The 25,047-nt window shown below is 71.1% G+C and carries 27 protein-coding genes; 10 read left to right on the top strand and 17 right to left on the bottom strand.

Annotated elements, in window-relative coordinates; all coding sequences use genetic code 11:
* Positions 1-122: 122 nt before the first annotated feature.
* Complete coding sequence (locus tag IT293_20830; GenBank protein ID MCC6767108.1) at positions 123-929, bottom strand: undecaprenyl-diphosphate phosphatase; 807 nt, start codon at positions 927-929, stop codon at positions 123-125.
* A gap of 260 nt (positions 930-1,189) precedes the next feature.
* Between IT293_20830 and IT293_20825 the strand changes: the two genes are divergently transcribed.
* Positions 1,190-2,473 carry a porin gene (locus tag IT293_20825; GenBank protein MCC6767107.1) on the top strand — a complete coding sequence of 428 codons (1,284 nt, stop codon included), beginning with the start codon at positions 1,190-1,192 and terminating at the stop codon, positions 2,471-2,473.
* 87 nt (positions 2,474-2,560) lie between these two features.
* Positions 2,561-2,944, top strand: coding sequence for a response regulator (locus IT293_20820; protein MCC6767106.1), 384 nt, complete (start codon positions 2,561-2,563; stop codon positions 2,942-2,944).
* Positions 2,945-2,997: 53 nt separating this feature from the next.
* Here IT293_20820 and IT293_20815 read toward each other — a convergent pair whose 3' ends face one another.
* Positions 2,998-4,071, bottom strand: coding sequence for an acyltransferase family protein (locus tag IT293_20815; GenBank protein ID MCC6767105.1), 1,074 nt, complete (start codon positions 4,069-4,071; stop codon positions 2,998-3,000).
* A 75-nt stretch (positions 4,072-4,146) separates the two neighbouring features.
* Between IT293_20815 and IT293_20810 the strand changes: the two genes are divergently transcribed.
* Positions 4,147-5,103, top strand: a complete 957-nt coding sequence (locus IT293_20810; GenBank protein MCC6767104.1) for an AAA family ATPase — start codon at positions 4,147-4,149, stop codon at positions 5,101-5,103.
* Positions 5,100-6,299 carry an ArsA family ATPase gene (locus IT293_20805; protein MCC6767103.1) on the top strand — a complete coding sequence of 400 codons (1,200 nt, stop codon included), beginning with the start codon at positions 5,100-5,102 and terminating at the stop codon, positions 6,297-6,299. The genes IT293_20810 and IT293_20805 overlap by 4 nt, the downstream gene beginning before the upstream one ends.
* A 69-nt stretch (positions 6,300-6,368) precedes the next feature.
* On the opposite strand, the gene IT293_20800 is transcribed toward IT293_20805, so the two are convergent.
* Positions 6,369-6,719, bottom strand: coding sequence for a hypothetical protein (locus IT293_20800; protein MCC6767102.1), 351 nt, complete (start codon positions 6,717-6,719; stop codon positions 6,369-6,371).
* Positions 6,720-6,797: 78 nt separating this feature from the next.
* Here IT293_20800 and IT293_20795 point away from each other — a divergent pair, with 78 nt between their 5' ends.
* The 4 genes from IT293_20795 to IT293_20780 all read left to right on the top strand — a co-directional run bounded on the left by IT293_20795 (position 6,798) and on the right by IT293_20780 (position 9,707).
* Positions 6,798-7,037, top strand: a complete 240-nt coding sequence (locus tag IT293_20795) for a hypothetical protein (GenBank protein MCC6767101.1) — start codon at positions 6,798-6,800, stop codon at positions 7,035-7,037.
* A gap of 60 nt (positions 7,038-7,097) precedes the next feature.
* Positions 7,098-8,117, top strand: a complete 1,020-nt coding sequence (locus IT293_20790; GenBank protein MCC6767100.1) for an ATP-grasp domain-containing protein — start codon at positions 7,098-7,100, stop codon at positions 8,115-8,117.
* A 13-nt stretch (positions 8,118-8,130) separates the two neighbouring features.
* Positions 8,131-9,186, top strand: coding sequence for a phosphotransferase family protein (locus IT293_20785; GenBank protein MCC6767099.1), 1,056 nt, complete (start codon positions 8,131-8,133; stop codon positions 9,184-9,186).
* Positions 9,187-9,329: 143 nt separating this feature from the next.
* Positions 9,330-9,707 (top strand): hypothetical protein, encoded by a 378-nt coding sequence (locus tag IT293_20780; GenBank protein ID MCC6767098.1) that lies wholly within the window; start codon positions 9,330-9,332, stop codon positions 9,705-9,707.
* Positions 9,708-9,841: 134 nt separating this feature from the next.
* On the opposite strand, the gene IT293_20775 is transcribed toward IT293_20780, so the two are convergent.
* Complete coding sequence (locus tag IT293_20775) at positions 9,842-10,084, bottom strand: hypothetical protein (GenBank protein ID MCC6767097.1); 243 nt, start codon at positions 10,082-10,084, stop codon at positions 9,842-9,844.
* 2 nt (positions 10,085-10,086) lie between these two features.
* The gene (locus tag IT293_20770; GenBank protein MCC6767096.1) at positions 10,087-10,602 is read right to left on the bottom strand and encodes a hypothetical protein; all 516 of its coding nucleotides are present in this window, start codon (positions 10,600-10,602) and stop codon (positions 10,087-10,089) included.
* Between the two features lie 665 nt (positions 10,603-11,267).
* Between IT293_20770 and IT293_20765 the strand changes: the two genes are divergently transcribed.
* Positions 11,268-12,008, top strand: coding sequence for an enoyl-CoA hydratase/isomerase family protein (locus IT293_20765; protein ID MCC6767095.1), 741 nt, complete (start codon positions 11,268-11,270; stop codon positions 12,006-12,008).
* Between the two features lie 75 nt (positions 12,009-12,083).
* Here IT293_20765 and acpS read toward each other — a convergent pair whose 3' ends face one another.
* Together acpS and IT293_20755 are read right to left on the bottom strand one after the other, a co-directional pair.
* Positions 12,084-12,482 carry a holo-ACP synthase gene (acpS, locus tag IT293_20760; GenBank protein MCC6767094.1) on the bottom strand — a complete coding sequence of 133 codons (399 nt, stop codon included), beginning with the start codon at positions 12,480-12,482 and terminating at the stop codon, positions 12,084-12,086.
* Complete coding sequence (locus tag IT293_20755; GenBank protein ID MCC6767093.1) at positions 12,482-14,209, bottom strand: radical SAM protein; 1,728 nt, start codon at positions 14,207-14,209, stop codon at positions 12,482-12,484. The genes acpS and IT293_20755 overlap by 1 nt, the downstream gene beginning before the upstream one ends.
* 68 nt (positions 14,210-14,277) lie before the next feature.
* Here IT293_20755 and IT293_20750 point away from each other — a divergent pair, with 68 nt between their 5' ends.
* Entirely contained in the window at positions 14,278-14,976 is a 699-nt protein-coding gene (locus IT293_20750; GenBank protein MCC6767092.1) for a pirin family protein, read from the top strand.
* Between the two features lie 75 nt (positions 14,977-15,051).
* On the opposite strand, the gene IT293_20745 is transcribed toward IT293_20750, so the two are convergent.
* From IT293_20745 to IT293_20700, 10 genes are all read right to left on the bottom strand, one after another.
* Positions 15,052-15,939, bottom strand: a complete 888-nt coding sequence (locus IT293_20745; GenBank protein ID MCC6767091.1) for an OmpA family protein — start codon at positions 15,937-15,939, stop codon at positions 15,052-15,054.
* Complete coding sequence (gene motA, locus IT293_20740) at positions 15,939-16,799, bottom strand: flagellar motor stator protein MotA (GenBank protein ID MCC6767090.1); 861 nt, start codon at positions 16,797-16,799, stop codon at positions 15,939-15,941. The genes IT293_20745 and motA overlap by 1 nt, the downstream gene beginning before the upstream one ends.
* A 100-nt stretch (positions 16,800-16,899) precedes the next feature.
* Positions 16,900-17,415, bottom strand: coding sequence for a hypothetical protein (locus tag IT293_20735; GenBank protein MCC6767089.1), 516 nt, complete (start codon positions 17,413-17,415; stop codon positions 16,900-16,902).
* A 12-nt stretch (positions 17,416-17,427) separates the two neighbouring features.
* On the bottom strand, positions 17,428-17,646 hold the full coding sequence (locus IT293_20730; protein ID MCC6767088.1) for a hypothetical protein: 219 nt from the start codon (positions 17,644-17,646) through the stop codon (positions 17,428-17,430).
* A 235-nt stretch (positions 17,647-17,881) separates the two neighbouring features.
* Positions 17,882-19,159, bottom strand: a complete 1,278-nt coding sequence (ftsZ, locus tag IT293_20725) for a cell division protein FtsZ (protein ID MCC6767087.1) — start codon at positions 19,157-19,159, stop codon at positions 17,882-17,884.
* 195 nt (positions 19,160-19,354) lie between these two features.
* Positions 19,355-20,584, bottom strand: coding sequence for a cell division protein FtsA (gene ftsA / locus IT293_20720; GenBank protein MCC6767086.1), 1,230 nt, complete (start codon positions 20,582-20,584; stop codon positions 19,355-19,357).
* 25 nt (positions 20,585-20,609) lie between these two features.
* Positions 20,610-21,653: an FtsQ-type POTRA domain-containing protein gene (locus tag IT293_20715; GenBank protein ID MCC6767085.1), complete on the bottom strand. Its 1,044-nt coding sequence runs from the start codon at positions 21,651-21,653 to the stop codon at positions 20,610-20,612.
* A complete protein-coding gene (locus tag IT293_20710; protein ID MCC6767084.1) occupies positions 21,650-22,579 on the bottom strand; it encodes a D-alanine--D-alanine ligase in 930 nt (309 codons plus the stop codon). The genes IT293_20715 and IT293_20710 overlap by 4 nt, the downstream gene beginning before the upstream one ends.
* The gene (gene murB, locus IT293_20705; GenBank protein MCC6767083.1) at positions 22,579-23,622 is read right to left on the bottom strand and encodes a UDP-N-acetylmuramate dehydrogenase; all 1,044 of its coding nucleotides are present in this window, start codon (positions 23,620-23,622) and stop codon (positions 22,579-22,581) included. The genes IT293_20710 and murB overlap by 1 nt, the downstream gene beginning before the upstream one ends.
* Before the next feature lie 15 nt (positions 23,623-23,637).
* Positions 23,638-25,038: a UDP-N-acetylmuramate--L-alanine ligase gene (locus tag IT293_20700; GenBank protein MCC6767082.1), complete on the bottom strand. Its 1,401-nt coding sequence runs from the start codon at positions 25,036-25,038 to the stop codon at positions 23,638-23,640.
* Between the last annotated feature and the right edge of the window lie 9 nt (positions 25,039-25,047).

Here is a 25,047-nt window from a genome sequence, read left to right as displayed (position 1 = left end):
GCTCAAAAAGGGGCAGATGCAAGGCGCGACCGACTGAGCGCGGAGGCGTAGCGGAGCTACGCCGCACCCTCTCCGAGGGCACGGCAAGCGAAGGAGGGAGCAACGCAGCAGATGCCCCTTTTTCAGCAACCTGCCAGGGCGAGGAGAAGGGCTGCTAGGGCGAGGCGATACCAGCCAAAAGCGCGGAGGTCGTGCTCGCGCACGTAGCGGAGCAGAACCGCGATCGCGGCGAGGGACACGGCGAACGAGGTCACGAGGCCGACGGCGAAGATCGGCACGTCCGCCGCGGCCAATACGTGACGTGACTCCCAGAGCGCGAAGACCGACGCGGCGCCGAGGGTCGGGATCGCGAGGAAGAACGAGAACTCGAGGGCGGTCGGGCGGGCGAGGCCCGCGAGCAACGCGCCGATGATCGTAGCGCCCGAGCGCGAGACGCCCGGCCAGAGGGACGCGGCCTGGGCGCAGCCGACGAGGAGCGCTTGCCCCCACGTGACGTCGTCGAGGCGCGTCGTACGGCCCGGCGGACGCCGCGGTCCGTCCACCGCGAGCAGCACGACCCCGCCGACGGCGAGCCCGACGGCGACCGGTAGCGGCCCGAAGAGCATGCGCACGATCCAGTCGTGGAGCAGGAGCCCGACGACCGCCGCGGGCACGAACGCGGCCAGGAGCTTCCCGACGAAGGCCCGCGCCCCGGCATCCCGCCATACGTCACGCGCGAGGGCGCCAATGCGCTCGCGGTAGAACCACACGACGGCCGCCACCGCTCCGAGCTGGATGAAGATCTCGAAGGCGGCCGCCTTCTCGTCGGGAAAGGCCAGCCAGGCGCCGGTGAGGATCAGATGCCCCGTCGACGAGACCGGCACGAACTCCGTCACCCCCTCGACGACCCCGAGCGCCACCGCGACCCAGAAGAGCGTCCCCACGTTCACCCCCTTCCCCGCACCGCTCGTCGATAGCACATGGCATCCGGCCGGTAGAGCGGGTCCGCTGCCGTGGCGCGAGACCGCGCACGTCCTACGCTGCCCATTTTCTCATCACCGCCCGCCGGTCGAGCATGCGGGATCCGTGGACACCACGGAATTTCCGACGCCTGGCCGGACGATTCGTCGCCGCCGACTGGCACCGGCCTTGCTCGACGGACCTCGTCTGACCACGCGCATCGGTGCGCACCGCCATCGAGGAGGGCATCATGACGAAGACGAAATGGTTGCCGACGTACATGGCCGTCGTGGCCGCAGCAGCGAGCCTCGCCGTCGCCACCGACGCGCGGGCCGAAGGAGGGCTCACGCTGGAAGAGCGGCTCGAGCGGCTCGAGCGCAAGGGCGAGCCGGCGGGGTGCTGCGACACCTCGGAGCTGCAGCGCCGGCTCGACCAGATCGAGGCGCACATCAAGCATCTGCCGTTCGGCATCAAGCTCGGCGGCGGCATCGCGACCTCGTACAAGTACGATTTCAACGATCCGGACTCGAAGCGCATCTCGCTGCGCTCCTTCGACCAGGACCACAACAGCTTCGTCCTCGATCTCTTCCAGTTGCAGATCTCGCGCGCGCCGGGTGATGACGGCGTCGGCTTCGTGACCAAGGTCGACTTCGGCAAGCTCGCCGAACGCCTCGGCACCGACTGGGACGGCGACGGCACGAGCGGCAACGTCGCCGAGGAGCAGAATTCGGTCGACCTCCAGGAAGCCTACATCACCTACAACTTCCCGGGGCTTCCGGATCTCCAGCTGAAGGCCGGCAAGTTCGTGACCCACATCGGGCCCGAGGTCATCGAGCCCTGGAGCAACCCGAACATCAGCCGCTCGCTCACGTTCTCGTGGGCCAATCCCTTCACGCACGCAGGCGCGACGGCGACCTACGCGTTCGGCACGCAAGCGAGCCTGATGCTCGGCATCGTGAACGGCTGGGACAACGTCGTCGACTCGAACGACGGCAAGACGTTCGTCGGCAGCCTCGGACTCACGCCGGTCGAGCAGTTCACGTTCCTCGTCAACGGCATCTACGGCGCCGAGCAACCCGATCGGGGCGATTCGAAGCGCGGCCTGATCGATCTGGTCGCGACCATCAAGCCGGTCGAGAACTTCGGGATCATCTTGAACTACGACTACGGCAACGAGACCGACCTCGACGTCGGCGGCGACGCGGAGTGGAACACATTCTCCGGCATCCTCGCCTACGATCTCGTCGACGCGCTGCCGGTGCCGATCGGCTTCGCGCTCCGCGGCGAGTACTTCGACGACTCGGACGGCACGCGCCTGCCGACGCCGAACGGCGACGGATTCGGCAACCATCAGAGCGCCTGGGAGATCACGGCCACCTTCAAGGTCGTGCTCGCGGAAGGCCTGATGTTCCGCACCGAGTACCGCTACGACAAGGGCCAGCACCAGCTCTACGAGAAGTCGCTGGTCGGCGCCGACGACGACTTCCAGAACGATCAGCAGACCATCGCCGCCGAGCTGTCGTACGTGTTCTAGGGACGCCATGAGGACGGAAGACGGGACGCATCGGCGACGGCGCCGCATGACGGCCCGACGGGCGAGAGGCTCGCGCAGAGGTGTCGCATGATCGTGGTCGCCGAGAACGACGACGGCACGCGGACCGTGCTCGCGAGCGCTCTCGCCCGCGCCGGATACGACGTCGCGCCGGTCACCGACGGGCAGCTCGTCCTCTCCGCGCTGGCCAGCGGCCAGGTCGAGCTCCTGATCCTCGACCTTCGGATGCCCGGCATGAACGGCTGGGAGGTGCTGCGACGACTCAGGAATACGCAGCACCCGGGATCGTCGCCGCCGAGGCGGCCCCCGGTGATCGTCATCTCGGCGCAGAGCGACCCGGAGACCCAACGCTTCGCGACGCGGCTCGGCGCCGCCGCCTTCCTCGCGAAGCCGATCGATCTGCGCGACCTCGGGAACACGGTGCGGCGCGTGCTGCGCCGAGGCGAATCCTGAGAGGCGCCGCCGGACCACGGCGGCAGGGTTCGGCGGCCGGCCGCTCGCTTCTCTCAGGCGAAGACGGACCGCCGTTCGGAGAGCGCGGCGACCAGCATGCGCTGGATGCGCTCGCGGATCTCCTCTTTCAGGCGATTCACCAGGAGCTCGTCACGATGCGCGTCCGGCCCATACTGCGCGGCGAGGTCGATCGGCGCCCCGAAGACCACGCGCCACTTCGTCGGCAGCGGCACGAGCCCGAGCAGGCCGAGCCATGGAAAGGTCGGCGTCACGGGAAAATACGGCAGGTCCAGGCCGCGCGCCGCCCAGCCCCAGCGCGCGAGCACGGGGTGGATCTCCTCCGCCCCGACGACCGCGACCGGCACGAGCGGCGCCCCGCTCTGGAGCGCCAAGGAGACGAAGCCGCCGCGCGCGAAGCGCTGCAGTCGATAGCGCTCCCGGTAATACTTGCCGAGCCCCTTCGCTCCCTCGGGAAACGCGATCACCGCCTGTTCACGCGCGAGCAGGCGGCGGGCGTTCTGCGAGGAGGCACGCACGACGCCCATCCGGGCGAGCAGCGGCCCGAGAAAGGGCGCCTGGTAGACGAAGTCCTCGACGAGCGGCCGCGCCTGCCGTCCCCCGCCCGGATGGTGCGCGCGGAGCGCCTCGGCGATCATCATGCCGTCGTACGGAAACACGCCGCCGGAATGATTGCCGACGAGCAGGAGGCGACCCGAGAGCGGTACGTGGTCGAGCCCCGCCGCCTCGACCCGCCACCACTGCTCGTAGAGCGCGCGCACGAGCGGCTCCACCCGGGCATGAAAGGCCGGATCGTAGCCGAAGTCGTCGACGCGATCGGCGGTGCCGACCATGCGGAGGCGGACGAACGCGCCGCCGAGGCCGCTCTCCATGAAGGCGCGGCCGAGGTCGGCGTAGAAGCCGAGCACCTCCTCGCCGACGCCGCGCAGCCAGGCCCCGTAGTCGGCGCCCTCCGCGATCCCGGCGAGTGCCTCCTCGATCTCGCGCTCGAGCTCGCGGAGCCGCTGGCCGAACGCCTCGTGGTCGGCGTCACCCCGCCTGCGACGGCGGCGGCGCGGCGGCGTCGGGGCGACGTCAGCGGGACGCAGATCCACCACCCGTCGGGCCATGGCGGGACGCTAGGGAAGCGTTTCCGGAATGTCAATTTGACCGCGCCGGAACCCGCGCGTAGTAAGGCGATCCCGATGCTCGACGCCGTGCTGCAACGCCGACTCGTCTTCATCACCGGCAAGGGAGGCGTCGGACGGACCGCGGTCGCGTCGGCCCTGGCGCTCGCCGCCGCGCGCGCCGGCAAGCGCACGCTCGTCGTCGAGATCAACCCGCTCGGCCGGCTCGGCGACTACCTCGGCGACCTCACGCTCGGGCCCGACCCGACCGAGCTCACGCCCGAGCTCGCCGCCGCGGCGATCGCGCCGGCTGTCATCATGGAGGATTTCCTGACGGGCATGCTGCGCATCCGCGCGCTCGCCCGCCGACTGCTCGAGAGCAATACGTTCCGCGTCGTGGCCGCGGCCGCGCCCGGCCTCGAGGACTTCCTCACGCTCGTGCGCATCGCCGAATGGGAGGACGAGCGCACGGGCTTCAAGCGCAAGCGGCACCGCTTCGACCTCGTGATCGTCGACGCGCCCGCCACCGGGCACTCGGTGCCGCTGCTCTCGACGCCGGGCGCGCTCCTCAAGATGCTGCCCTTCGGTCCGCTCACCAACACGGCGCGCGACCTGGCGCTCCTGCTCGGCGACCCGAAGCGGGCGGCCGTCACCGTCGTCACGCGCGCCGAGGAAATGGCCGTGAACGAGACGCTCGAACTCGCGACCGCGCTCATGCGGGTCGGGGTCGCGCTCCTCCCCGTGATCGTGAATGCGGTCGATCCGTTCCGCTTCACGCGCGTCGAGGCACACCGCCTGCGAGCGGAGCCGGCCGAGGTCCCTCCCGCGTGGCAACCCCATCTCGGAGTCGCGCGTTTCAACCTGGCGCGCCAACGCGCGGCGGAGCGCCAGATCCGCCGCCTGCGGCACGCGTTGCCGGAGCGCCCGGTGTGCCTCCCCCAAGCGCCGCCCGGACGCATCACCCTCGCGACGCTCGAGCCGCTGGCCGACGCGCTCGCCCGGCCGCACGCGCGCGGCTCCCGGCGGGTCTCGTGACGAGCATCGTCGTGAACGGTCCCGAGCGCCACACCGGTCCGATCGACTACCGGCGCGGGAAGGAACGCTCCGCGCCCGGCTGCGCGGGGGCCGCGGCGGTCGTCGCGCTCCTGCGCCGCCAGCGGCTGCTCGTGTGCGTCGGCAGCGGCGGCGTCGGCAAGACCACCACGGCGGCCGCGCTCGGCGTCGCCGCCGCTGGTCACGGACGACGCACCGCCGTCCTCACGATCGACCCGGCGCGCCGGCTCCGCGACGCGCTCGGCATCTCGAGCCCCGACGGCGCGCCGCACCGGGTGCCGCTCGGGCGCCGTCTGCACGGCGGCTCGCTCGACGCGATGGTGCTCGACACCAAGCGCACCTTCGACGAGCTGATCGAGCGCTACGCGCCGACTCGCGCCGCCGCCGAGCGCGTGCTCGCCAACCGCATCTACGAGAGCATCTCGACCGCGCTCACCGGCTCGCAGGAGTACATGGCGATGGAGCGGCTGCACGCGCTCGCCGGCAGCGGCGATTACGACCTCCTCGTGGTCGACACGCCGCCGACGCAACACGCGCTGGATTTCCTCGAGGCTCCGGAGCGCCTGACCGCGCTCCTCACCTCGCGCGCCGCCGCCATCCTGCAGAACCCGAGCTTGATCCTGGCCCGCGAGGGCTCGCGCCTCGCGCAGGCGGCGCTCGGCGCGGTGCTGCGCGGCCTCGAGCGCTTCACCGGCTTCGAGCTGCTGCGCGACGTCGCGGAATTCGTCGGCGGCCTCGAGGAGTTCTCGGCGGGATTCCAGGAGCGCGCCGCGAGCGTCGCGCGCTTCCTGCGCGCGCCCGAGACATCCTTCGTCCTGGTGACGACGCCCGAGAGCGCGCGCGTCGCCGAGACCATCGCGTTCCACCGCGAGCTCGTGCGCGCCGGGTTGCCGTTCGCCGGCTTCGTCGTGAACCGCGTGCTGCCACCGAGCCTGCTCGGCCATCCCCCCTTTCCCGACGTCCAGGGCGCGGAGCGGGCCGATCTCGCGCTCGGGAAGAAGCTGGCCACGTTGCACCGTCGCTTCACCGCGCTCGTGCGCGCCGAGCGCGCCGAGATCGAGCGCCTGCGGGCGGCGGCGCCGGACGCGCTCGTCGTCGAGATCCCGCTCGCGCCCGAGGAGCCGAGTTCGCTCGCGCGCCTCGTCGGGCTGAGCGAGACCTTCGGCCCGCGGGGCTGACGCGGCGAGGCGGGCGCGGGCGTCGCCCAGCGCCACCCGACGGCCGCGTCCGCGAGACGCGGTCCCGGCTCAGCTCGACGCGGCTTCGGACTTGGCGGACGGCCGTCGCCGCGGCTTCGGCCGGTCGCGTTCCGCGAGCAGGCGGTCGACCTTGATGTTGAGGTTGACCAGGCTGCCCTGCAGTGCCTCGATTTTCGACAGCAGCCGATTGTAGTCGGCCTTCGACGGCAGATTCAGCAGTCCGAGCACCATCTGCATGTTTCGATCGACCTGTCCCTTGGTCTTGGCCGCACGCTGCAGCGCGGACGAGAACGCCTCGGCCATCTTGGGATTCGCGAGCAGCTCCTCGGCGAACTGCAGGAGCCTCGCCTCGCCCATCTCGACGATCCAGGAAAGGAGCGTCGCTTCACGTCGCGCCATCTCTGCTCCTCCCGATTGTCAGCGGAAAGGCCGCCGTTTATAGTGGCGCGCTTTCGCGGTCAAGAAAGCGCGTCGATCGTGCTCGATTCCCTCCACACCGCGCTCGGCTGGCTCACCGGCCTCCGTCTCGTCACCGCGACGCCGCTCGATTGGCCGACGCTCGTCGCCACCGCGTTGCTGGTGAATACCTGCGACGCCATCGTCTGCCGCATCGTCGCGCGCAACAACGGCCATCCGCCACGGCTCTGGCTCGGGCTCGGGTTCGTATTCGGCGTGTGGGCCGTGGCCGCCGTGCTGGTAGCGCCGAAGCGCCGCTGACACGCGCCGCACATCGACTTTCCGCTTTTTTTTCACGGGGCGTCGCGATACGGTCCGCCAATGCCAAAGCTGCGCGTGGGCGTCGTGTACGACGCAACGGACAGCGGGGCGGAGGAAGCGGCCGAGGCGAAGTCGTCACGTCGCAAGCGGCGCCGTCCCAAGCACGATCACGAAGAAATCTACGACGCTCTGAAGAAGACGGGACACGAGCCCTTCTATCACACGCTCGACGGCACCCCGGACTCGCTGCACTCGCTCGCGACCGAGCGCGCCGACCTCTACTTCAACCTCACCGAGTCCTACGCGGGCGACGACACGAAGGAGATGCACGTCGCCGCCTATCTCGAGCTCGTCGGCCGGCGCTACACGGGCGCCGGACCGCAGGGACTCTTCCTCGCCCAGGACAAGGCGCTCGCGAAGAAGATCTTCGCGTTCCACGGCATCCGGACGCCGTCGTTCATGACCGGGCATCGCGGCCGGCTCGAGTGGGCGCACGACATCCACTTCCCGGTGATCGTGAAGCCCGGGCTCGAGGACGGGTCGATCGGCATCCGCTTCAGCGCCGTCGTCGGGAGTCTGAAGGAGCTGATGGAGCGCATCGACCAGGTGCACGCCGACTTCGACGGGCCCGTCCTCATCGAGGAGTACATCGAGGGCCGCGAGATCTACGTGGCCGTGCTCGGCAACCAGGACCCCGAGGCGCTGCCGATCGTGGAGCTCGACCTGTCGCAGCTGCCGGAAGGTACGCCCCGCATCGCCGGCACCGAGGTGAAGTGGGAGGAAGGCACCGAGGTCTACCGGCGGACGCAGCCCTTCTTTCCCGACGATCTCGACGACGAGGTCGAGGCCGAGATCGAGCAGACCGCGATCGCCGCGTACCAGGCGCTGCGCCTGCGCGACTACGGCCGTATCGACATTCGCCTCGACGCCGAGGGCAAGGCGCACGTCATCGAGTGCAACCCGAACCCCTGGCTGCTCTCGACCGCGGAGCTGGCGAAGGCCGCAAAGAAGTCCGGACGGTCCCACTGCGATCTCATCACCGAGATCGTGCAGCTCGCGATCGCGCGTTACGGCGCGTGACCGGTCGACGGCCGTGAGCGAGTCGTCGGACGTCGCGCCGGTTCGACCGGACGAGGAGCTCGACGCGAACGTCGTCGCTTCCTATCTGCGCGGCAAGCTCCCGGAGAGCGACCGGCCACTCGACATCCTGCAATTCCCCGGCGGTCACGCGAACCTCACCTACCTCCTGCGCTACGGCGACCGTGAGTACGTGCTGCGCCGGCCGCCGCTCGGTCCCGTGGCGCCGCGCTCGCACGACATGGTGCGCGAGTACCGCGCGCTGGCCGCGCTCGGGCCGTACTACGCGCCCGCGCCGCGCGTGTACGCGCTCTGCGAGGACCCGGCGGTCATCGGGGCGCCGTTCTTCGTCATGGAGCGGCGCCGCGGCATCGTCGTACGCCGCACCATGCCGGACGAGATCGCCGACGACCCCGCCGTCCGGCGCCGCATCGGCGAAGCCGCGGTCGACGCGCTCGCCGACCTGCACGCCGTGCCGGTCGCGGGCACGCCCGTCGCGGCGCTCGGCAAGCCGGCGGGCTTCGTCGCCCGACAGATCGCCGGGTGGTCCGAACGCTGGCAGCGCGCGAAGACCGAGGAGCTGCCCGCCATGGAAGACCTGGCGGCGTGGCTCGCGGCGCGCATCCCGCCCGCGCTCGAAGCGACGGTCGTCCACAACGACTTCAAGCTCGACAACATGATGCTCGACCGACACGACCCGGGACGCGTTGTCGCCGTGCTCGACTGGGACATGACGACGCTCGGCGACCCGCGGATCGACCTCGGCACGCTGCTCGGTTACTGGCCCGAGGCGACCGACCCGCCGGAGCGGCTCGCGATCGCCATGCAGCCGACCTACCTCGAAGGCTTCCCCACGCGCCGCGAAGTGATCGAACGTTACGCCGCCCGCAGCGGCCGCGATCTCGGCGCCATCGCCTTCTTCGAGACCTTCGCGCTCTTCAAGCTCGCCGTCGTCCTCCAGCAGATCTACGTGCGTTTCGCGCGCGGCCAGACGCAGGACGAGCGCTTCGCGGCGATGGGAGAGCACGTGCGCCGGCTCGCCGAGATCGCGACCGCGACGCGCGCCGCCTGAAGCGCGCCCGGTGAAGCGAAGGACGGGCCACACGAGGTCGCGCGGCGGGCGCCGTGGCGTCCGCGCACTGCGCTCGTCACGATGCGCATTTCGGACGAGTGCGGGCTAGGCGATCCCGCCCGCGGTTGCTTTGCTCGAGGTCGATGGACCTCGACCCCACGAGCGGCCGTCCCGGCACCGCCGGTCCGAGCCGGACGGCGACGGCCCTCGCGACCGACGCCCGCCGCGGCATGACGCCGCCGGAGGTCGAGCGCGAAGCCGTCGCGCGCACGACCGACCGCGCCCGCTACACCTCGCCTGGGCTCCGCCCCGCGGGAGACGTCACCCGCGACGTCGTGGTGCACCTCTCACAGAAGGCCCTCGCCCTCGCGAAGTCGGCGAGCAACCCCGCGCCCCGCCCCAAGAGCATCGACGCCAAGGGGGAAGACGAGGACGCGGTAGCTCGCACGCGGCGCCGCCCGTCCGACGACGCCGACGAGGAGCCGCCCCCGCCCCGCCGCCCCATTGACGCCCGCGCCTGAACTCGCGCTGCCCGCACCAGCCAGCGTTCCATTGATAGCCTCACGCCGCACCGCCTGTGGCCAGATCCCAGTCTAGGCGGCCGCCTCCGTGCCTGGGAGGTCGACAACGCTCGATTGTCGCGGCGTTCGGCGCGTTACAGCGCCGCCACTTCGGCACGGAGGCGGGCGTGCATGGTTGCCGCCGCCCGCGGATCCTCCACGAGATCGAGCATGTCGTCCTCGGAGAGCGTGAGGAAGCGGCGATTCGCCCCGCGCGTCAGCGAGATGAGAAAGGCGTCCTGGGTCGAACGCTCCGGGATGACGACCGCGACGTCGGGATCGATCTCGCGCACGAGAGCGACGAAGCGCGCTTTGGCGGGGGCGAACTCGTCGGCCATGATCAGCTCCAGGTCCAGTCTTCGTCGTCGCCGGCCGCCGGGCCGGCGGCGCGCTCGGCACCGAAGGTGTCGGCAGGCTCCGCGACGGGCTCGGGCGGAGCTTCCTCGGTGAGGACGATCGGGATGTCGGCGCCGCAGTGCTTGCACACCTGCGCCGCCGCCTTGATGGTCTCGGCGCAACGCGGACAGGGACGGAGGCCGCTCAGGTCCGCCACCCCGGCGCTCAGGATGTTGCTCTGGAGCTCCTCGATCAGCTCCTTCAACCGTCGCGCCTCGGCGTTGGTGAGTCCGTGGCTGCGGAGCGGGTCGGTGCCGCCCGAGGAGTGGACGGTCACGTCCGCGAAGAGGGCCCCGTGGCTCACCGTCACCGACGACACCTGGCGCAAGCTGATGCTCTCCTCGATGGAGCCGACGAGGGACGGCTTGATGCGGCTGACGTGGCGATCGGTCACGACCATCTCTGTCGGAAAGACCACGTTGCCGCGCGTGAACCGGCTCGTCCGGAAGCGATGCTCCATCGCGCCCCCTCCCCTCGACCGGCCGAATTGTACTCGCAAGAGCTGGCGCACCGCCAGTCGCGCCGCACGCCGGTAGCGTCTCAGGTTGATCGTGCACCAGAGTTTCGATCTGCCGCGATCGGTCTTCGTTCGATGGCGCCGGCGGGTGGGTCAGGGAGTGGTTCTACGGTCGCCCAGTTCCTGGCACCCAGCGCGTACTGCCCGCCGGTGCCTCCCTGTCTTGCGCACGGCGCGAGCTGACGGCTCCCCGAAGCACTCCCGGACCCACCCGCCGGCGATTCCAATCACACACGACCGTCGAGGCCGTGGCGGCTCGCCGACTCGGCGTGCGCATAGCGGCCGCGATCGAGTTGGCTCTGTTCGAATGGATGCGGCAAGCAGGCGGGTCGGGGATGGCTTCGGGGAGCCGTCAGCTCGCGTGTGCGCAAGACGGAGAAGCTCCGGCGGGCTCTACGCGCCGGGACCAGCGACCCGGCGACCGTAGAAACCCTCCCCGACCCGCCTGCTTGCTGCCACCGCTCGTTCGTGCGCGCGGATGAAACCGAGACATTGCTCGGGCGCCTGGCGGAACCGTGAATGCTCGTGTACGAGGTGCCGCGGAAAGGGAAAGCGGCGTGAGCGAGTTCGGCATCGACATCGAGCGTGGCCCGGCGGGTGTGGCGTGGATGGTGCTCCGCAACCCGGCGCGCCTGAACGCAGTGCGCTTCGAGATGTGGGAAGCGATCCCGGGGCTCGTCGCGGAGCTCGCGGCCGACCCGGAGGTCCGCGTCGTCGTGCTGCGCGGTGCCGGCGACGACGCCTTCGCGGCCGGCGCGGACATCTCGGAGTTCGCGACCCATCGCAAGGACCCCGCCTCCGCCGCCGCGTACGAGCAGACGAACGGCCGGGCCTTCGCGGCGCTGCTCGCGCTCGAGAAGCCGGTCGTGGCCATGCTCCAGGGCGTCTGCATCGGCGGAGGCCTCGCGATCGCGGCCTGCGCCGACCTCCGCGTCGCCGCCGACGACATCCGCATGGCGCTTCCACCGGCCCGGCTCGGCCTCGGCTACGCGTATGCCGGCGTCGAGCGCCTGGCGAGCCTCGTCGGCCCCTCCGCCGCGAGCGAGCTCTTCTTCACGGCCCGCACCTACACCGCCGACGAGGCGCTCCGCATCGGCCTCGTGAACCAGGTGGTGGCCAAGGCGGACTTGGCGTCCTTCACCCGGAGCTATGCCGAAGGCATCGCCGCGAACGCGCCGCTCACGATCCGCGCCGCGAAGCGCGCGATCGCCGAGACCCAGCGCGACCCGGGCGGGCGCGACCTCGAAGCGGTGCGGCGGCTGATCGCCGATTGCTTCGCGAGCGCCGACTATGCCGAGGGCGTCCGCGCCTTCCTCGAGAAGCGCAAGCCGAGCTTTCGCGGCGAGTGATCCCGCCGGCGGCGGCGAGCGTGCCGCGCCGAACGAGGCGGCGCGCGCCGTCCGGCGGACGCCGCGATACCCGGATCACGCGGCGGCGCCCTCGGCGATCACCTGCGCGATCGCGATCTCGCGGGTGTGGCTGAGCGCCAGGTGGAAGCGCGCGACCCCGGCGGCGCCCGCGGCGGCCCCCCCCTTGCCGTGCAGGCGGAGCGTCGGGCGTCCGTCCTCCGCGCGCACGACCTCGACGTCGAGCCAGCCGATGTGACGCCCCCACCCGAGGCCGAGCGCCTTCATGACCGCCTCCTTGGCCGCGAAGCGGGCGGCGTAGCTCTGGAATCGACCGGCGCCGCGCGCCTCGCAGTAGCGCTGCTCGTCCTGCGTGAACACGCGCGCCCTGAAGCGCGCGCCGGTCGTCGGCTCCTCGAGCGCGGCGCGTACGCGCGCCACCTCGGCGACGTCGACGCCCGTGCCGACGATCGCCATCAACAGGCCCCGCAGACGCGACAGGTGGTCACGTCGCACGGCATCGTCTGGCGCTCGACCCGTGCCCGCTCGCGCTCCGCCCAGAGGAAGCGCTTGTGCAGGCTGTGGTCGAGGATGTCCCACGGCAGGATCTCGTCCGCGGCGTAGGCTCGATGCGAGAAGACGCGCGGGTCGACGCCGCCCTCCGGAGGCTCCCGCTCCCAGGCGCGGAGCACGCTCCACCAGTCGCCGTCCGCCGCGTGGATTGCGAGCAGCAGACGCGATACGCGACGGTCGCCGCGCGACAATACGGTCGCGTAGTACGCCTCGCGTGGCGACCCGACGTCGATGTCGACCCCGCGCAACCGCCCGATCGCGCGCCGGAGCCGGCCGATCTTGGCCTTCAGCGAGCGCAGATCCTCCATCGGCTCCCACTGGAACGGCGTCCAGGGTTTCGGGCCGAAGGGATTCACGGAGAGCTTGATCTGCTGCACCCGGCCTTCGCGCTGGAAGCGCTCGCCGATCCTGCGGCTGAGGTCGACGATGGCGTCGACGTCCTCGGGCGTCTCGGTCGGGAGGCCGATCATGAAATAGAGCTTCATGGCGCGCACGCCGGCGCCGACGAGCCAATCGGCGGCACGCAGGATCTCGGGCTCGGTCAGGTTCTTGTTGATGATCCGCCGCATGCGCTCCGAGCCCGCCTCCGGCGCGACCGTGACGCTCTGGTTGGCGCTCCGCCCGAGCGCGCGCGCGAGGCGCTGCGTGAGGACGTCGGCCTTGAGCGACGACGGAGAGGCGCGCCCGCCGGCCGCGACGACGCGCTCACAGAGGCTCGCGACCCCCGGTACGCTCGCCATCTCCGCACCGACGAGCCCGATCGTCGAGCGATGCGCGAGGCCCTCGTCGATCGCGGCTTCGAGCGCACCGACGCTCCGATGGCGGATCGGACGGTACATGTAGCCGGCGGCGCAGAAACGGCAGCCCCACTCGCAGCCGCGGCTCGCCTCGACGAGGTACATGTCGCCGAAGACCGCCCCGGGGGCGAGCACCTTGCTCGCCGTCGTGAAGCGGTCGAGGTCGGCGAGGAGGCGACGCGTGACGACGCCCGAGCCGGGGCCATGGTACGCCACCGAGGCGATCGTCCCGTCGGACGCGTACTCGACCGCGTAACGATCCGGGCGGTAGGCGCCGCCCACCTCGGCGATCGCCTCGAGCACGCCGCCGCGGCCCGCCCCGGCGTCGCGCGCCGCGACGAATTGCGCGAGCAGCTCGGGAATCATCTCCTCGCCCTCTCCGACGAAGAAGACGTCGAAGAAGTCCGCGATCGGCTCGGGATTGAGGAACGTGGCCGGTCCGCCGCAGAGGAGCAGCGGCCCGCCGCCCTGCCGCTCCTCGCGGAGCGGCGCAATGCCGGCGCCGGCGAGGATGTCGACCACGTGCAGATAGTCCGTCTCGAAGGAAATGGAGAAGGCGACGATCTCGAAGTCGCGCAGCGGCCTCCCGCTCTCGAAGCTCACGACCTCGCTGCCGCGCTGGTCGGAGTCGGGCAGAAACGCACGCTCGCAGCGCACGCGCGGGTGCCGGCTCAGGATCTCGAACACCGACTGGAAGCCGAGGTTCGCCATGCCGACCGGGTAGGTGTTGGGATAGACGAGGCAGACCGACACGTCGCCTCCGCCGGTAGGCGTGAACAGGAAGCGCTCCTGCGCGTGGCGGTCGCGATTGCGGTCGCGAAGGGACTCCGGCATCGAACGCGCGAGTATAGGCCCCGGCGGTTCCGTTGACGAGCGCCGGAAGCATGTGCATCTCCCTCGTCATGCTCACCATCCGCAAGGCGCACGACCGCGGCCACTTCGATTTCGGGTGGCTCGATACCCGGCACACGTTCTCGTTCGGGGAGTACCACGACCCGCGACATATGGGATTTCGCGCCCTTCGCGTCATCAACGAGGACGTCGTCCGCGGTGGGCGCGGCTTCGGCACCCACCCGCACCGGGACATGGAGATCGTCACGTACGTGCTCGAGGGCGCCCTGGCGCACAAAGACAGCATGGGGAACGGCTCGGTCATTCGCCCCGACGACGTCCAGCGTATGAGTGCCGGCACCGGCGTCACCCACAGCGAGCACAACGCGTCGGCGACCACCCCTGTGCACCTGCTTCAGATCTGGCTCCTGCCGGCGACGACCGGCACGCCGCCGAGCTACGAGCAACGCACGTTCGGTCGCGACGAGAAGCTCGGCCGGTTGCGTCTGGTCGGCGCACCCGACGGTCGGGACGGGTCCGTCACCATCCACCAAGACGTGGCGCTCTACGCAACGGTGCTCGAGCCCGGCATGCGGGTCACGCACGCGCTCGCGCCGGGACGATACGCGTGGGTGCAGATCGCGCACGGACGGATTGCGGCGAACGGCACGACGCTCGCGGCGGGCGACGGCGCGGCGGTGAGCGACGAACGCACGCTCGCGATCGTCGCCGCGGAGCCGAGTGAGCTGCTGCTGTTCGATCTGGCGTGATCGAGGCTGAGAGCCTGCCGCCGGCTGCGGCGCAGGGAGCCTGGCTGCGAGCCGCGGGCGGACGCCGCGGACGCATCACACCGGCGGCGTGCCGGGGTCGACGATGCGCGGCGCGACCGGTTGCCCGCCGAAACCCGCCGACGCCGGCCCCGCCTGCTCGTCCTTGTCGGTCTTCTCGCGGCGGGCGAGGATGCTGAGGCGGCGGTTCTCGTCGGCGAGCGGGTCGGCGACGTTCAGGGGCTTTTCGGCTCCGTACGCGCTGATGCGAAGGATCTGGCTCGAACGGATGCCGGACTGCTCGAGCACGGCGCGCGCGTTGTTCGCGCGCTCGAAGGACAGGTCCCAGTTGCTCAGCCCCGCGCCGGCGGCGAACGGACGCGCGTCGGTGTGACCACCGATCTCGATGTGGTTCGGCAGCGTCTTGAGGTGGCCGGCGAGCTCTTTCAGGAGCGCCACGAGCTCCGGCTTCAACGCCGAGCTGCTGAGGTCGAAGAGGAGGCCCTTGCGGCCGCTCGCGCCGGAGTCGACGATCTGGATCTCGAGCCCCTCGGACGTCACCTCGACGCGGACGTGGTCCTTGATCGCGCCGAACTCGGGCTCGTGTTCGAGGGCTTCCTGGATCTCCTTGGCCGAGCCGCGCAGCGCCTCGAGTTCCTCCCCCACGCCCTGGACGATCGTGAGGGCCGCCTCGAGCGGCCGCTTGTTCTCGGTCTTCGCGTTCTCGAGCTTGTCGCCGAGCATCGAGCCGCCCGACTGCACGCCCGCGTTCCGGAAGTAGCGCGCCAGCTCCTGGCGCAGCTTCAAGTCGGCTTGGGTGAGGAGCCAGAGCACCAGGAAGAGCGCGAACATGCACGTGATGAAGTCGGCGTACGCGACCTTCCACGCGCCGCCGTGGTGGCCGCCGCCATGGCCCTTCTTCTTCTTCCAGCGGACGACGACCTGCGGCTGGCCCTTGGCCGACATCAGGCGCTCTTCAGACTGCGCACCGCTTCGTCGAGCTCGTCACCCGTGGGACGGGTGCTCTCGAAGATCGCCTTGCGCGCGAACTCGACGGCCACGATCGGCGACGTCCCCCGCTGCGAGGCGACCACGCCGTCCTTGATGCAGCGCAGGTACTTCGCCGCAGCGGCGCCCTGCACCTCGATGTTGGTCGCGATCGGATTCAGGATGCCGTACGACAGGAGGACGCCGAGGAACGTCCCGACGAGCGCTGCGGCGATGTGATGACCGATCTCCTCCGGCCCCGCGTCGAGCGAGCCCATCGTCACGATGATGCCGAGCACGGCGGCGACGATGCCGAGACCCGGAAGCGCGTCACCCGTCTTCTGGATGAGACCGACCGGGATCATGTGCTCCTCGTGGTGGGTGTCGAGCTCGGTGTCGAGGAGCGTGTCGAGCTCCTCCGCCGACGCCGTGCCGTTCACGATCTGCTTCAAGGCGTCGCGCAGGAACTCGACCGCGTGATGGTTCTTCAGGAAGCTCGGGTACTTCGAGAAGATGGCGCTCTTGTGGAAATCCTGGACGTGCTCGTCGAGCGCGACGGCTCCGTTCTTCCGCATGAACTGGAAGACCTCGTACTGCATCTTCAAGAGGTCGAGGTAGTCGCCCTTGCTCGGCGCACTCGAGCCGAAGGCCGATCCCAAGCCCTTGCCGACGAGCCCGAGCGCTTTGCCGGGGGCCGAGATCAACAGCGAGCCGACCGCCGCGCCGCCGATGATGATGAGCTCGCCGGGCTGGAAGAGGACGTGCATCGGCCCGTCGATGAACGCGAACCCGCCGATCACGCAGGCGAGGACGACGACGATGCCGATGATCGTGAACATGCGATGTGCTGTGCGCCGCGCGCGGGACGTCCCCGCCGTGCGTACATGTTCTCGGCCGGAGCGGGCCGTAACTTGAGCTGAAACGCCAGGGTGCCCGCGCTCAGGGCCCGGCGAGCGCTTCGAGCAGAGCGACGGCCGCCGCCTTTCGACCGCTCAACACGAGCTTCGCGACCTCCCCGGGGCCGAAGGCGGCCGCGCCGAGTTCGGCGCTCGTGCAGTCGACCCGGCATGCCACCACCCGGGGTGCGTGTGCGAGCACCAGGCGCTCCACCTGGCGGTGGAACCGGTCGGCGCCGTCGGCGCTCATCACCAGCACGCGGGACACGCGCGACCCCTGCCGCCGGCGGATCTCCTCCGGTAACGCCGCGAGCCCCCGACGCTCGCCGGCGAGCGCCTCCTCGGCCGTCTCGAGGCCGCGCACGAGCCGCCCGGCCGCGCCGAGCGTGGCGAGCATCGACCGGAGCGTCGCGGTCATGGGCACGTGCGCCACCGCGAGCGCGCCGCCGGTCCGCAGGGGGCGGGCGTCCGCTCGCAGCGCGGCGCGGACCGCCTCGGCGCGCGGGCTCGCCTCGACGGCGCGCGGCAACCGCGCGTCATCGGCCGGCGGCGGCTCCATGGCGCCGCGCGCTCAGCGCAGCGCCGCGATCAGCTGCGTGCCGCAATGGATGCAGAACGCGGCGAACGTCCGGCGCGCCTGGAGGTGCTTGGCGTCGTCGCAGCGCGAGGCCGCACGCAGGCTCTGGTTCACGACCCCGCCGCACTGCGGGCAATGCGCGACGGGCGCATTGGCCCGCCGGTGGTTCAAGTTCTCACAGGACGGTGCCTGTCGTTTGCTTGGTCCGATCACGTACCCCTCCTCGAATGACGACGCCACGCGCGCGGCGCGGGATCGTGGAGCCGACGCCCGGGGGCACGCTCACGACGATCAGCGACCGGCGCACGCTAGCAGTTGCGGCCATCGGCCTCAATGCGCAAAGTGCATCGCGCGGCGCGGTGCGGGCCGCGAAGAGGACGCCACCAAATGACACGGGGCACGCGAGCGATGCCCGCGTGCCCCGTGGAGCCGTCCGCCGTGTGCGGCGTCAGTCGGCCTGCTTGCGCAGGAAGGTCGGGATGTCGAGGCTGTCGTCGTCCTCGGGCACCGTCAGCGAGATCGGCTCGCCCCGCTCGTTCCCGCCGCTCGACCGCGTCCACATCGTGCCGTCGAGATCGTTGATCCCGCCGACGCGGACCACCTTGCGCGCCATCGCAGCGGCGGACTGGGCGGCCTCGCGGACCGGCTCGCGCGTGAAGGCGACGCGGGGCGCGGGAGCGGCCGGAGCGGCCGGGGCGTACTGCGCATGCTGCGCGGGCGCCTGGGCCACCGGCTGCGCGGTGACGCTCGGAGGCCGCTTCACGTCCTCGCGCCCCTCGCCGAAGCCGGTCGCGATGACCGTGATGCGGATCTGATCCGACATGGTCTCGTCGATGACGGCGCCGAAGATGATGTTGGCCTCGTCGTCGGCTTCCTCCTGGATGAGAGTCGCGGCCTCGTTCACCTCGTGGATGGTGAGATCCGAACCTCCGGTGATGTTGATGAGGACCCCGCGCGCGCCCTGGATCGAGACGTCCTCGAGGAGCGGACTCGAGATCGCCTTCTGCGCGGCCTCGACCGCGCGGTCCTCGCCGCTCGCCACGGCGGCGCCCATGAGCGCCATGCCCATCTCGGACATGATCGTGCGGACGTCGTTGAAATCGAGGTTGATGAGGCCGTGGACGGTGATGAGGTCGGAGATGCCGCGGACGGCCTGCAGCAGCACGTCGTCGGCCTTCTTGAAGGTCTCGAGGATCGACATGTTACGGCCGGCGACCGCGAGGAGGCGCTGGTTCGGGATCGCGATCAGGGTGTCGACGTTGGCCTTGAGCTCGCGCATACCGTCTTCGGCCTGGCGCCCGCGCTTCTTGCCTTCGAAGTGGAACGGCTTGGTCACGACGCCGACCGTGAGAGCTCCGAGCTCGCGGGCGACCCGCGCCACGACCGGCGCACCGCCGGTGCCGGTGCCGCCGCCCATGCCGGCGGTGACGAACACCATGTCCGCGCCCGTCAGCACCTCGCGGATCCGCTCGACGTCTTCGGTGGCGGCCTTGCGGCCGACCTCGGGATTGCCGCCCGCGCCGAGGCCCTTCGTGAAGGCCGTGCCGAGCTGGAGCTTCACGGACGCGAGATTGTTCTTGAGCGCCTGCGCATCGGTATTGGCGGTCATGAAATCGACGCCCTGGAGGCTGGCCGCGATCATCGTGTTGACTGCGTTGCCGCCACCCCCACCGACGCCGATCACTTTGATCCGAGCGCCCAGCTGGACGCCTTCAAGGTCTTGCATCACCCCACCTCCTTCAACCTGGAGAGGACGCCCATCGACCGAATCGATCGAGCGTTCGCTCTTGAGCGAGTTGGCGCCCTCTTTCCCCCCCTGCCCACGTCCATGCCGCCGCCCCATGCCTCACCCCCTGTACCGCAATTCAAAATCGCTGTCACGCAATTTCGCCCCGCGTGATCGCGACGAGGTGCCGCACGATCAAAAAAAATCCCGCAGCCATTCTTCCATGCGATGACGAACGCGCCCGAGCAGACCATCGGCCCGCGCCGCGTGCAATCGCACCGGCTTGCCCCCGTTGCCACCCGCCAGGAGGAGCCCGATCGACGTCGCGTGGATCGGGCTCGCGACGAGGTCCGCGAGCGCGGAGACGTGGTGCGGGACCCCGATCCGCACCGGCAGGCGCAACACCTGCTCCGCGACGTCGGCGATGTGATCGAGGAGCACCGTGCCGCCGACCAGCACGATGCCCGAGGCCAGGACCTCTTCGTATCCCGAGCGGATGATCTCGCGGGCGACCAGCTGGAAGATCTCCTCGACGCGCGGCTCGATGATCTCGCAGAGGATGTGGCGCGAGAGCACCCGCGGATCGCGGTCGCCGACGCTCGGCACTTCGATCTCGACGTGGCGCTCGACCACCGCCGCGCGCGCGCAGCCGAAGCGCTGCTTGATCTTCTCGGCCTCGGCGGTCGGGGTGCGCAGCCCGGCCGCGATGTCGTTGGTGAGGTGCTGACCGCCGAGCGGCAGGCTCGCCGTGTGGCGCACCGCGCCACCGTGGAAGATCACGACGTCGGTCGTCCCCGCACCGACGTCGACGAGCGCCACGCCGAGGTCCTTCTCCTCGGCGGTGAGGACCGCGTCGGCCGAGGCGAGCGCGCCGAGCACCACGTCGTCGACGACGAGCCCCGCCTGCTTGCAGCACTTCGCCAGGTTCTGCGCGGCGGCGACCTGCGAGGTGACGATGTGGACCTTCGCCTCCAAGCGGACGCCGGCGATGCCGATCGGCTCGCGCAGGCCGTCCTGGTCGTCGATGATGTACTCCTGCGGCAGCACGTGCAGCACCTCGCGGTCGGCCGGGAGCGCGACCGCGCGCGCGGCGTCGAGGACGCGGCTCATGTCGCCCGTCGACACCTCGCCGTTGCGGACGGCGACGACGCCATGGCTCGAGAGACCGCGAATGTGGGCGCCGCCGATCGACGCGGTCACGTGGCGGATCTCGCAGCCCGCCATCCGCTCCGCCTCCGAGACGGCCTTGCGGATCGCCTGCACCGTCGACTCGACGTGCACGATCACGCCCTTGCGGAGGCCGCGCGACGGCGCTTCGCCGAGGCCGGACACCTCGATGCCGCGCTCGCTCACCTCGCCGACGACGACGCACGTCTTCGCCGTGCCGAGATCGAGGGCCGCCACCATTCCGGTCCGCTTCGTCATCCCCCCACCCCTCGCTTCTCGCGGCTCAGGTGCGCGTGCGTTTGCCTTTCGCGCCCGGTTGCCGCAACCGCACCACCGCCGCCGCTCCCATCGTCAGATCGATCTCGCGGATCCGACTCTCTCGTCCCCGGAAATCCCGCAGCACGCGCTCGAGACGCGCGAGCTTGGTCTTGAACCCGCTCCAGCCGAACGTCAACGCGACCCGCGGCTCGACGGGGAAGACCGTCACCCCCTGCTCCCGCTCGATATGCACCTCCGAGACGCGGAATGGAAGTCCCGCGGCCTGCATGAGGTCGAGGACGCGCAGCGCCTGGCGGATGGCGTGGCGGGCGAACGGCCGTTCGTCGGCGACGATCGCCGCCTCGACCCCGGTCACGAACGGGAGATCGAGGGGGTCGCGGTCGCCGACGCGGACGAAGGCGAGCCCGGTCGTATCCACGTAGTAGAGCTGGTCGAGGTAGAGGATCGCGACCGGCTTCCGCTCGACGACGTCCACGACCAGGCGGCGGGGGAACTCGCGCCGGACCATGGCGCGCCGGATCCAGGGGTGCGCCTCGAGCCGCGCGGCCAGCGCGTCGGGATCGAGGCGCCAGAGACTCAGGCCGGGGCGGAGGTCGGCGCTTTCGAGGAGCGCGCCCGGCCGCACGTGGGTCGTCGGCGTGACCACGATCTCGCTGACGGCGAAGTACGGGTGGTCGGCGATGGCGGCCGCGAGGCGGGGACCGTAGAGCCCGACCGCACCGACCGCCGCGAGAGCGACGACGCCGGCGCCGGTCCACACGAGCCGCCGCGCGGCCCGCGTGCGTCGGAACGGGTCGATGCGAGCCCGGAGGCCCGCCAGCCACGCCGCGGGATCGAGCTGCGAGAGGCGTCCGAAGGACCACAGGGTCGGACGCGGGAGCCTCCACGCGTGGCGTCGGGCCCAGCGCGGGCGACGGATCGTCCAGGCGTCAGGGCGCGTCCAGCCCGGCCGCGCCGGCCGCCAGGCGAAGAAGCCCGCCCAATCGAAGCGGGTGTCGCGCAGCACCGAGCGGCCGGAGCGTCGGCGTTTCGGATCCGGGTGCTTCATCGCCGGCTTTCCTGGATCCCGAGGGTCGCGCGCGTGAGGATCGCCTCGCAGAGGTCGCCGAAGTCCATGCCGACGTGCTTCGCGATCATCGGGAGGTACGAGAGCGTGGTGAGCCCCGGTAGCGAGTTCAACTCGATGAGGTACGGGCGCCGGCCGTGGACGCGCAGGTCGACCCGGCTGTAGGCGCCGCCGCCGAGGACCGCGTGCGCCGCCGTCGCGAGCGCGAGGACGCGCGCGGTCACGGCCGCGGGCAGGCGCGCCGGCATGAAGAACTCCTCGCGACCCGCCGTGTACTTGACGTCGTAGCTGTGGAACTCGCCCTTGGCGACGACCTCGAGGGCGCCGAGCGCCCGTCCGTCGAGGATGCCGACGGTCACTTCCTTCCCGGGGACGTACTCCTCGATGATCACGCGGCGATCCGACCGCCCGGCGAGCCGCACGGCCGCCGGCAGCGCGCCCCGCGTGTGGACGATCGACACGCCGACGCTCGACCCCTCGCTGTTCGGCTTCACCACGAGCGGCAACGGCGCGGGGAGCAGCGGGAGGCGGCGCGCCTTCGGATCGACGACGACCCACCGCGGCGTCGCCAGGCCCTGCGACCGCCAGACCGCCTTCGCCATCGTCTTGTCCATCGCGAGCGCGCTCGTGAGGACGCCGGGGCCCGTGTAGGGAATCGCGAGCAGCTCGAGCACGCCCTGCACCGCGCCGTCCTCGCCGTACCGCCCGTGGAGCGCGTTGAAGGCGACGGCGGGCGCGAGGCGTACGAGCCGCGCCGCCAGGTCGCGTCCGACCGGCACCTCGGTCACGCGATAGCCGCGCTCGCGGAGCGCCGCGGCGACCGCCTTGCCGCTCCGCACCGAGATCTCGCGCTCGGCCGAGAGGCCGCCGAGGAGCACCGCGACCCGCTGGTTCCGGAAGCGTCGGATCACCAGTCCCCCACCAGCCGTACCTCGGGCTCGAGCTCGACGCCGAGCCGCTGGCGGACGACCCGCGTCGCGAGGTCCATGAGCCCCTTCACGTCGCTCGCGCGCGCCCCGCCGAGGTTCACGATGAAGTTCGCGTGGCGGAGCGACACCATGGCGTTGCCGAGACGCGCGCCCTTGAGCCCGACGGCCTCGAGGAGCTTCCCGGCCGGCGCCCCCGGCGGGTTCTTGAAGATGGACCCCGCGTTCGGATGGCCCTTCGGCTGGAGGCGGTCGCGACGCGTCTTCGCATCGAGGATGCGGGCCTTGAGCGCCGCGGGCTCGCCCCGCTCGAGCCGGAGCCGGACGGCGGTCACGATCGCCCGCATCGGCAGCTCGAGCCGTCGATAGGCGAACCCGAGCCGCTCGCGCGACAGCTCCACGACCTCGCCGCGCTCGGTCACCGCCTCGATCGCGTCGACGGTGCGCCCGATCTCGCCGCCGAACGCACCGGCGTTCATGAGGAGACCGCCGCCGATCGTGCCGGGGATGCCTTCCCCGAACTCGAGGCCCGCGAGCCCTTCCGCGACGGTCTGCGTCACGAGCCGCTTGAAGGGCACCGCCGCGCCGACGCGCAGACGCGGCACGTCGCCCGCGAGCTGCCACTCGACGAAATCGAACGGACGCCCGAGTTTCACCACCACGCCGCGCGCCCCCCGGTCGCTGACCAGCAGGTTCGTCCCGCCGCCGAGGAAGAACACCGGGGCGGCGTGCGCCGCGCAGGCGGCGAGCACGCCGGCGAGCTCCGGCACGCTCGCGACCTCGACGAAGACGTCCGCGGGGCCGCCGATGCGGAAGCTCGTGTGGCGACCGAGCGGCTCTCCGGGCCGCGGCGTCGCGCCGGCCGCGGCGAGCGCGGCGAGCAGCGCGGGCGACGACGGCACGGGCGCCGGAGACGTCCGACGCGCGGGCGGCGGCAATGGCACCGACACGAGGGAGCGCGCGCGCCGGTGCGTCGCCTCCTGCGTCCCGACCACTCCCTCGTCCCCCCGTCCCGCGTCCCCCACGGCCCCCTCCTCCGGTTACTGCAGCGCGACCGGCCGATCCCGCTGCAGCGCCTGCAACAACTCGTCCCCGACCCGGTGCACGTCGCCCGCGCCGAGGGTCACGACCATATCACCGCCGCGCAGGTGCGGCAGGAGCTCGGACGCGATCATCCGCCGGTCGGCGACGAAGCGGACGTCGGCGTGGCCGCGCCGCTTCAAGGCCTCGTAGAGCGCCTCGCCGGACACGCCCTCGATGCGATCCTCGCCGGCCGCGTAGATGTCGGCCAGCACGAGCAGGTCGGCGTCGTCGAACGCCGAGAGGAAGCTCTCGAAGAGGTCGCGCGTGCGCGTGTAGCGGTGCGGCTGGAACACCGCGACCAGGCGCCGGCCGAAGCCTTCGCGCGCCGCGCGCAGCGTCGCCTTCACCTCCTCGGGATGATGGCCGTAGTCGTCGACGACCGTGACGCCCCCCACTTCCCCCTTCACCTCGAAGCGCCGGTGGATGCCCTCGAAGGACGCCAACGCCACCGCGATCGTCGGGAACGGCACGCCGAGCTCGGTCGCGGCCGCCGCGACGGCGAGCGCGTTCAACGCGTTGTGGCGGCCGAACATCTTGAGGCGGAGCTCGCCGATCCAGCGCCCGCGCTCGAGCACGTCGCAGCGCGTGCCCTCGGTCGTCACCTGGACGTGCACCGCCTGGAGGTCGGCGTCGCTCGCGAAGCCGTAGGTCCGGTGCCGCTTGCGGACGTTCGGCAGGAGCGCCCGCACGGCGACGCTGTCGAGACAGAGGACGGCGAGGCCATAGAACGGCACCCGGTTGATGAACTGAAGGTACGCCTCGTGCATGCGCTCGACGCTGCCGTAGTGGTCGAGGTGCTCGGGATCGATGTTGGTCACGATCGCGATCGTCGGCGTGAGGACGAGGAAGCTGCCGTCGCTCTCGTCCGCCTCGGCGACCAGCAGCGTGCCCTGCCCGAGCCGCGCGTTCGAGCCGAGCCCCTTCACCTTGCCGCCGATCACCATCGTCGGATCCAGCTCCGCCTCGGCGAGGACGTGCGCGAGGAGCGAGGTGGTGGTCGTCTTGCCGTGCGTCCCGGCGACCGCCACGCCGGTCTTCATGCGCATCAGCTCGGCCAGCATCTCGGCGCGCGGGATGACCGGAATGCTGAGCTCGCGCGCGCGCACGACCTCCGGGTTCGAGAAGCGCACCGCCGACGAGATGACGACGACCTCGACGTCCGGCGCGACCCGGTCGGCGTGGTGCCCGAGCTTGATCGCGGCGCCGAGGCGCTCGAGGTGCTCGGTCGTCTCGCTGGCGGCGAGGTCGGTGCCGCTCACCGGGAAACCGAGATTCAGCAGCACCTCGGCGATGCCGCTCATGCCGATGCCGCCGATGCCGACGAAATGGACCCGGTGCTTGCGCTTGGTCAGCTCCATGGACGACCC

The sequence above is a fragment of the Deltaproteobacteria bacterium genome (assembly GCA_020848745.1).
In the GTDB taxonomy this organism is placed as follows: domain Bacteria; phylum Desulfobacterota; class Binatia; order UTPRO1; family UTPRO1; genus UTPRO1.
This window is presented reverse-complemented; position numbering and strand designations above follow the sequence as displayed.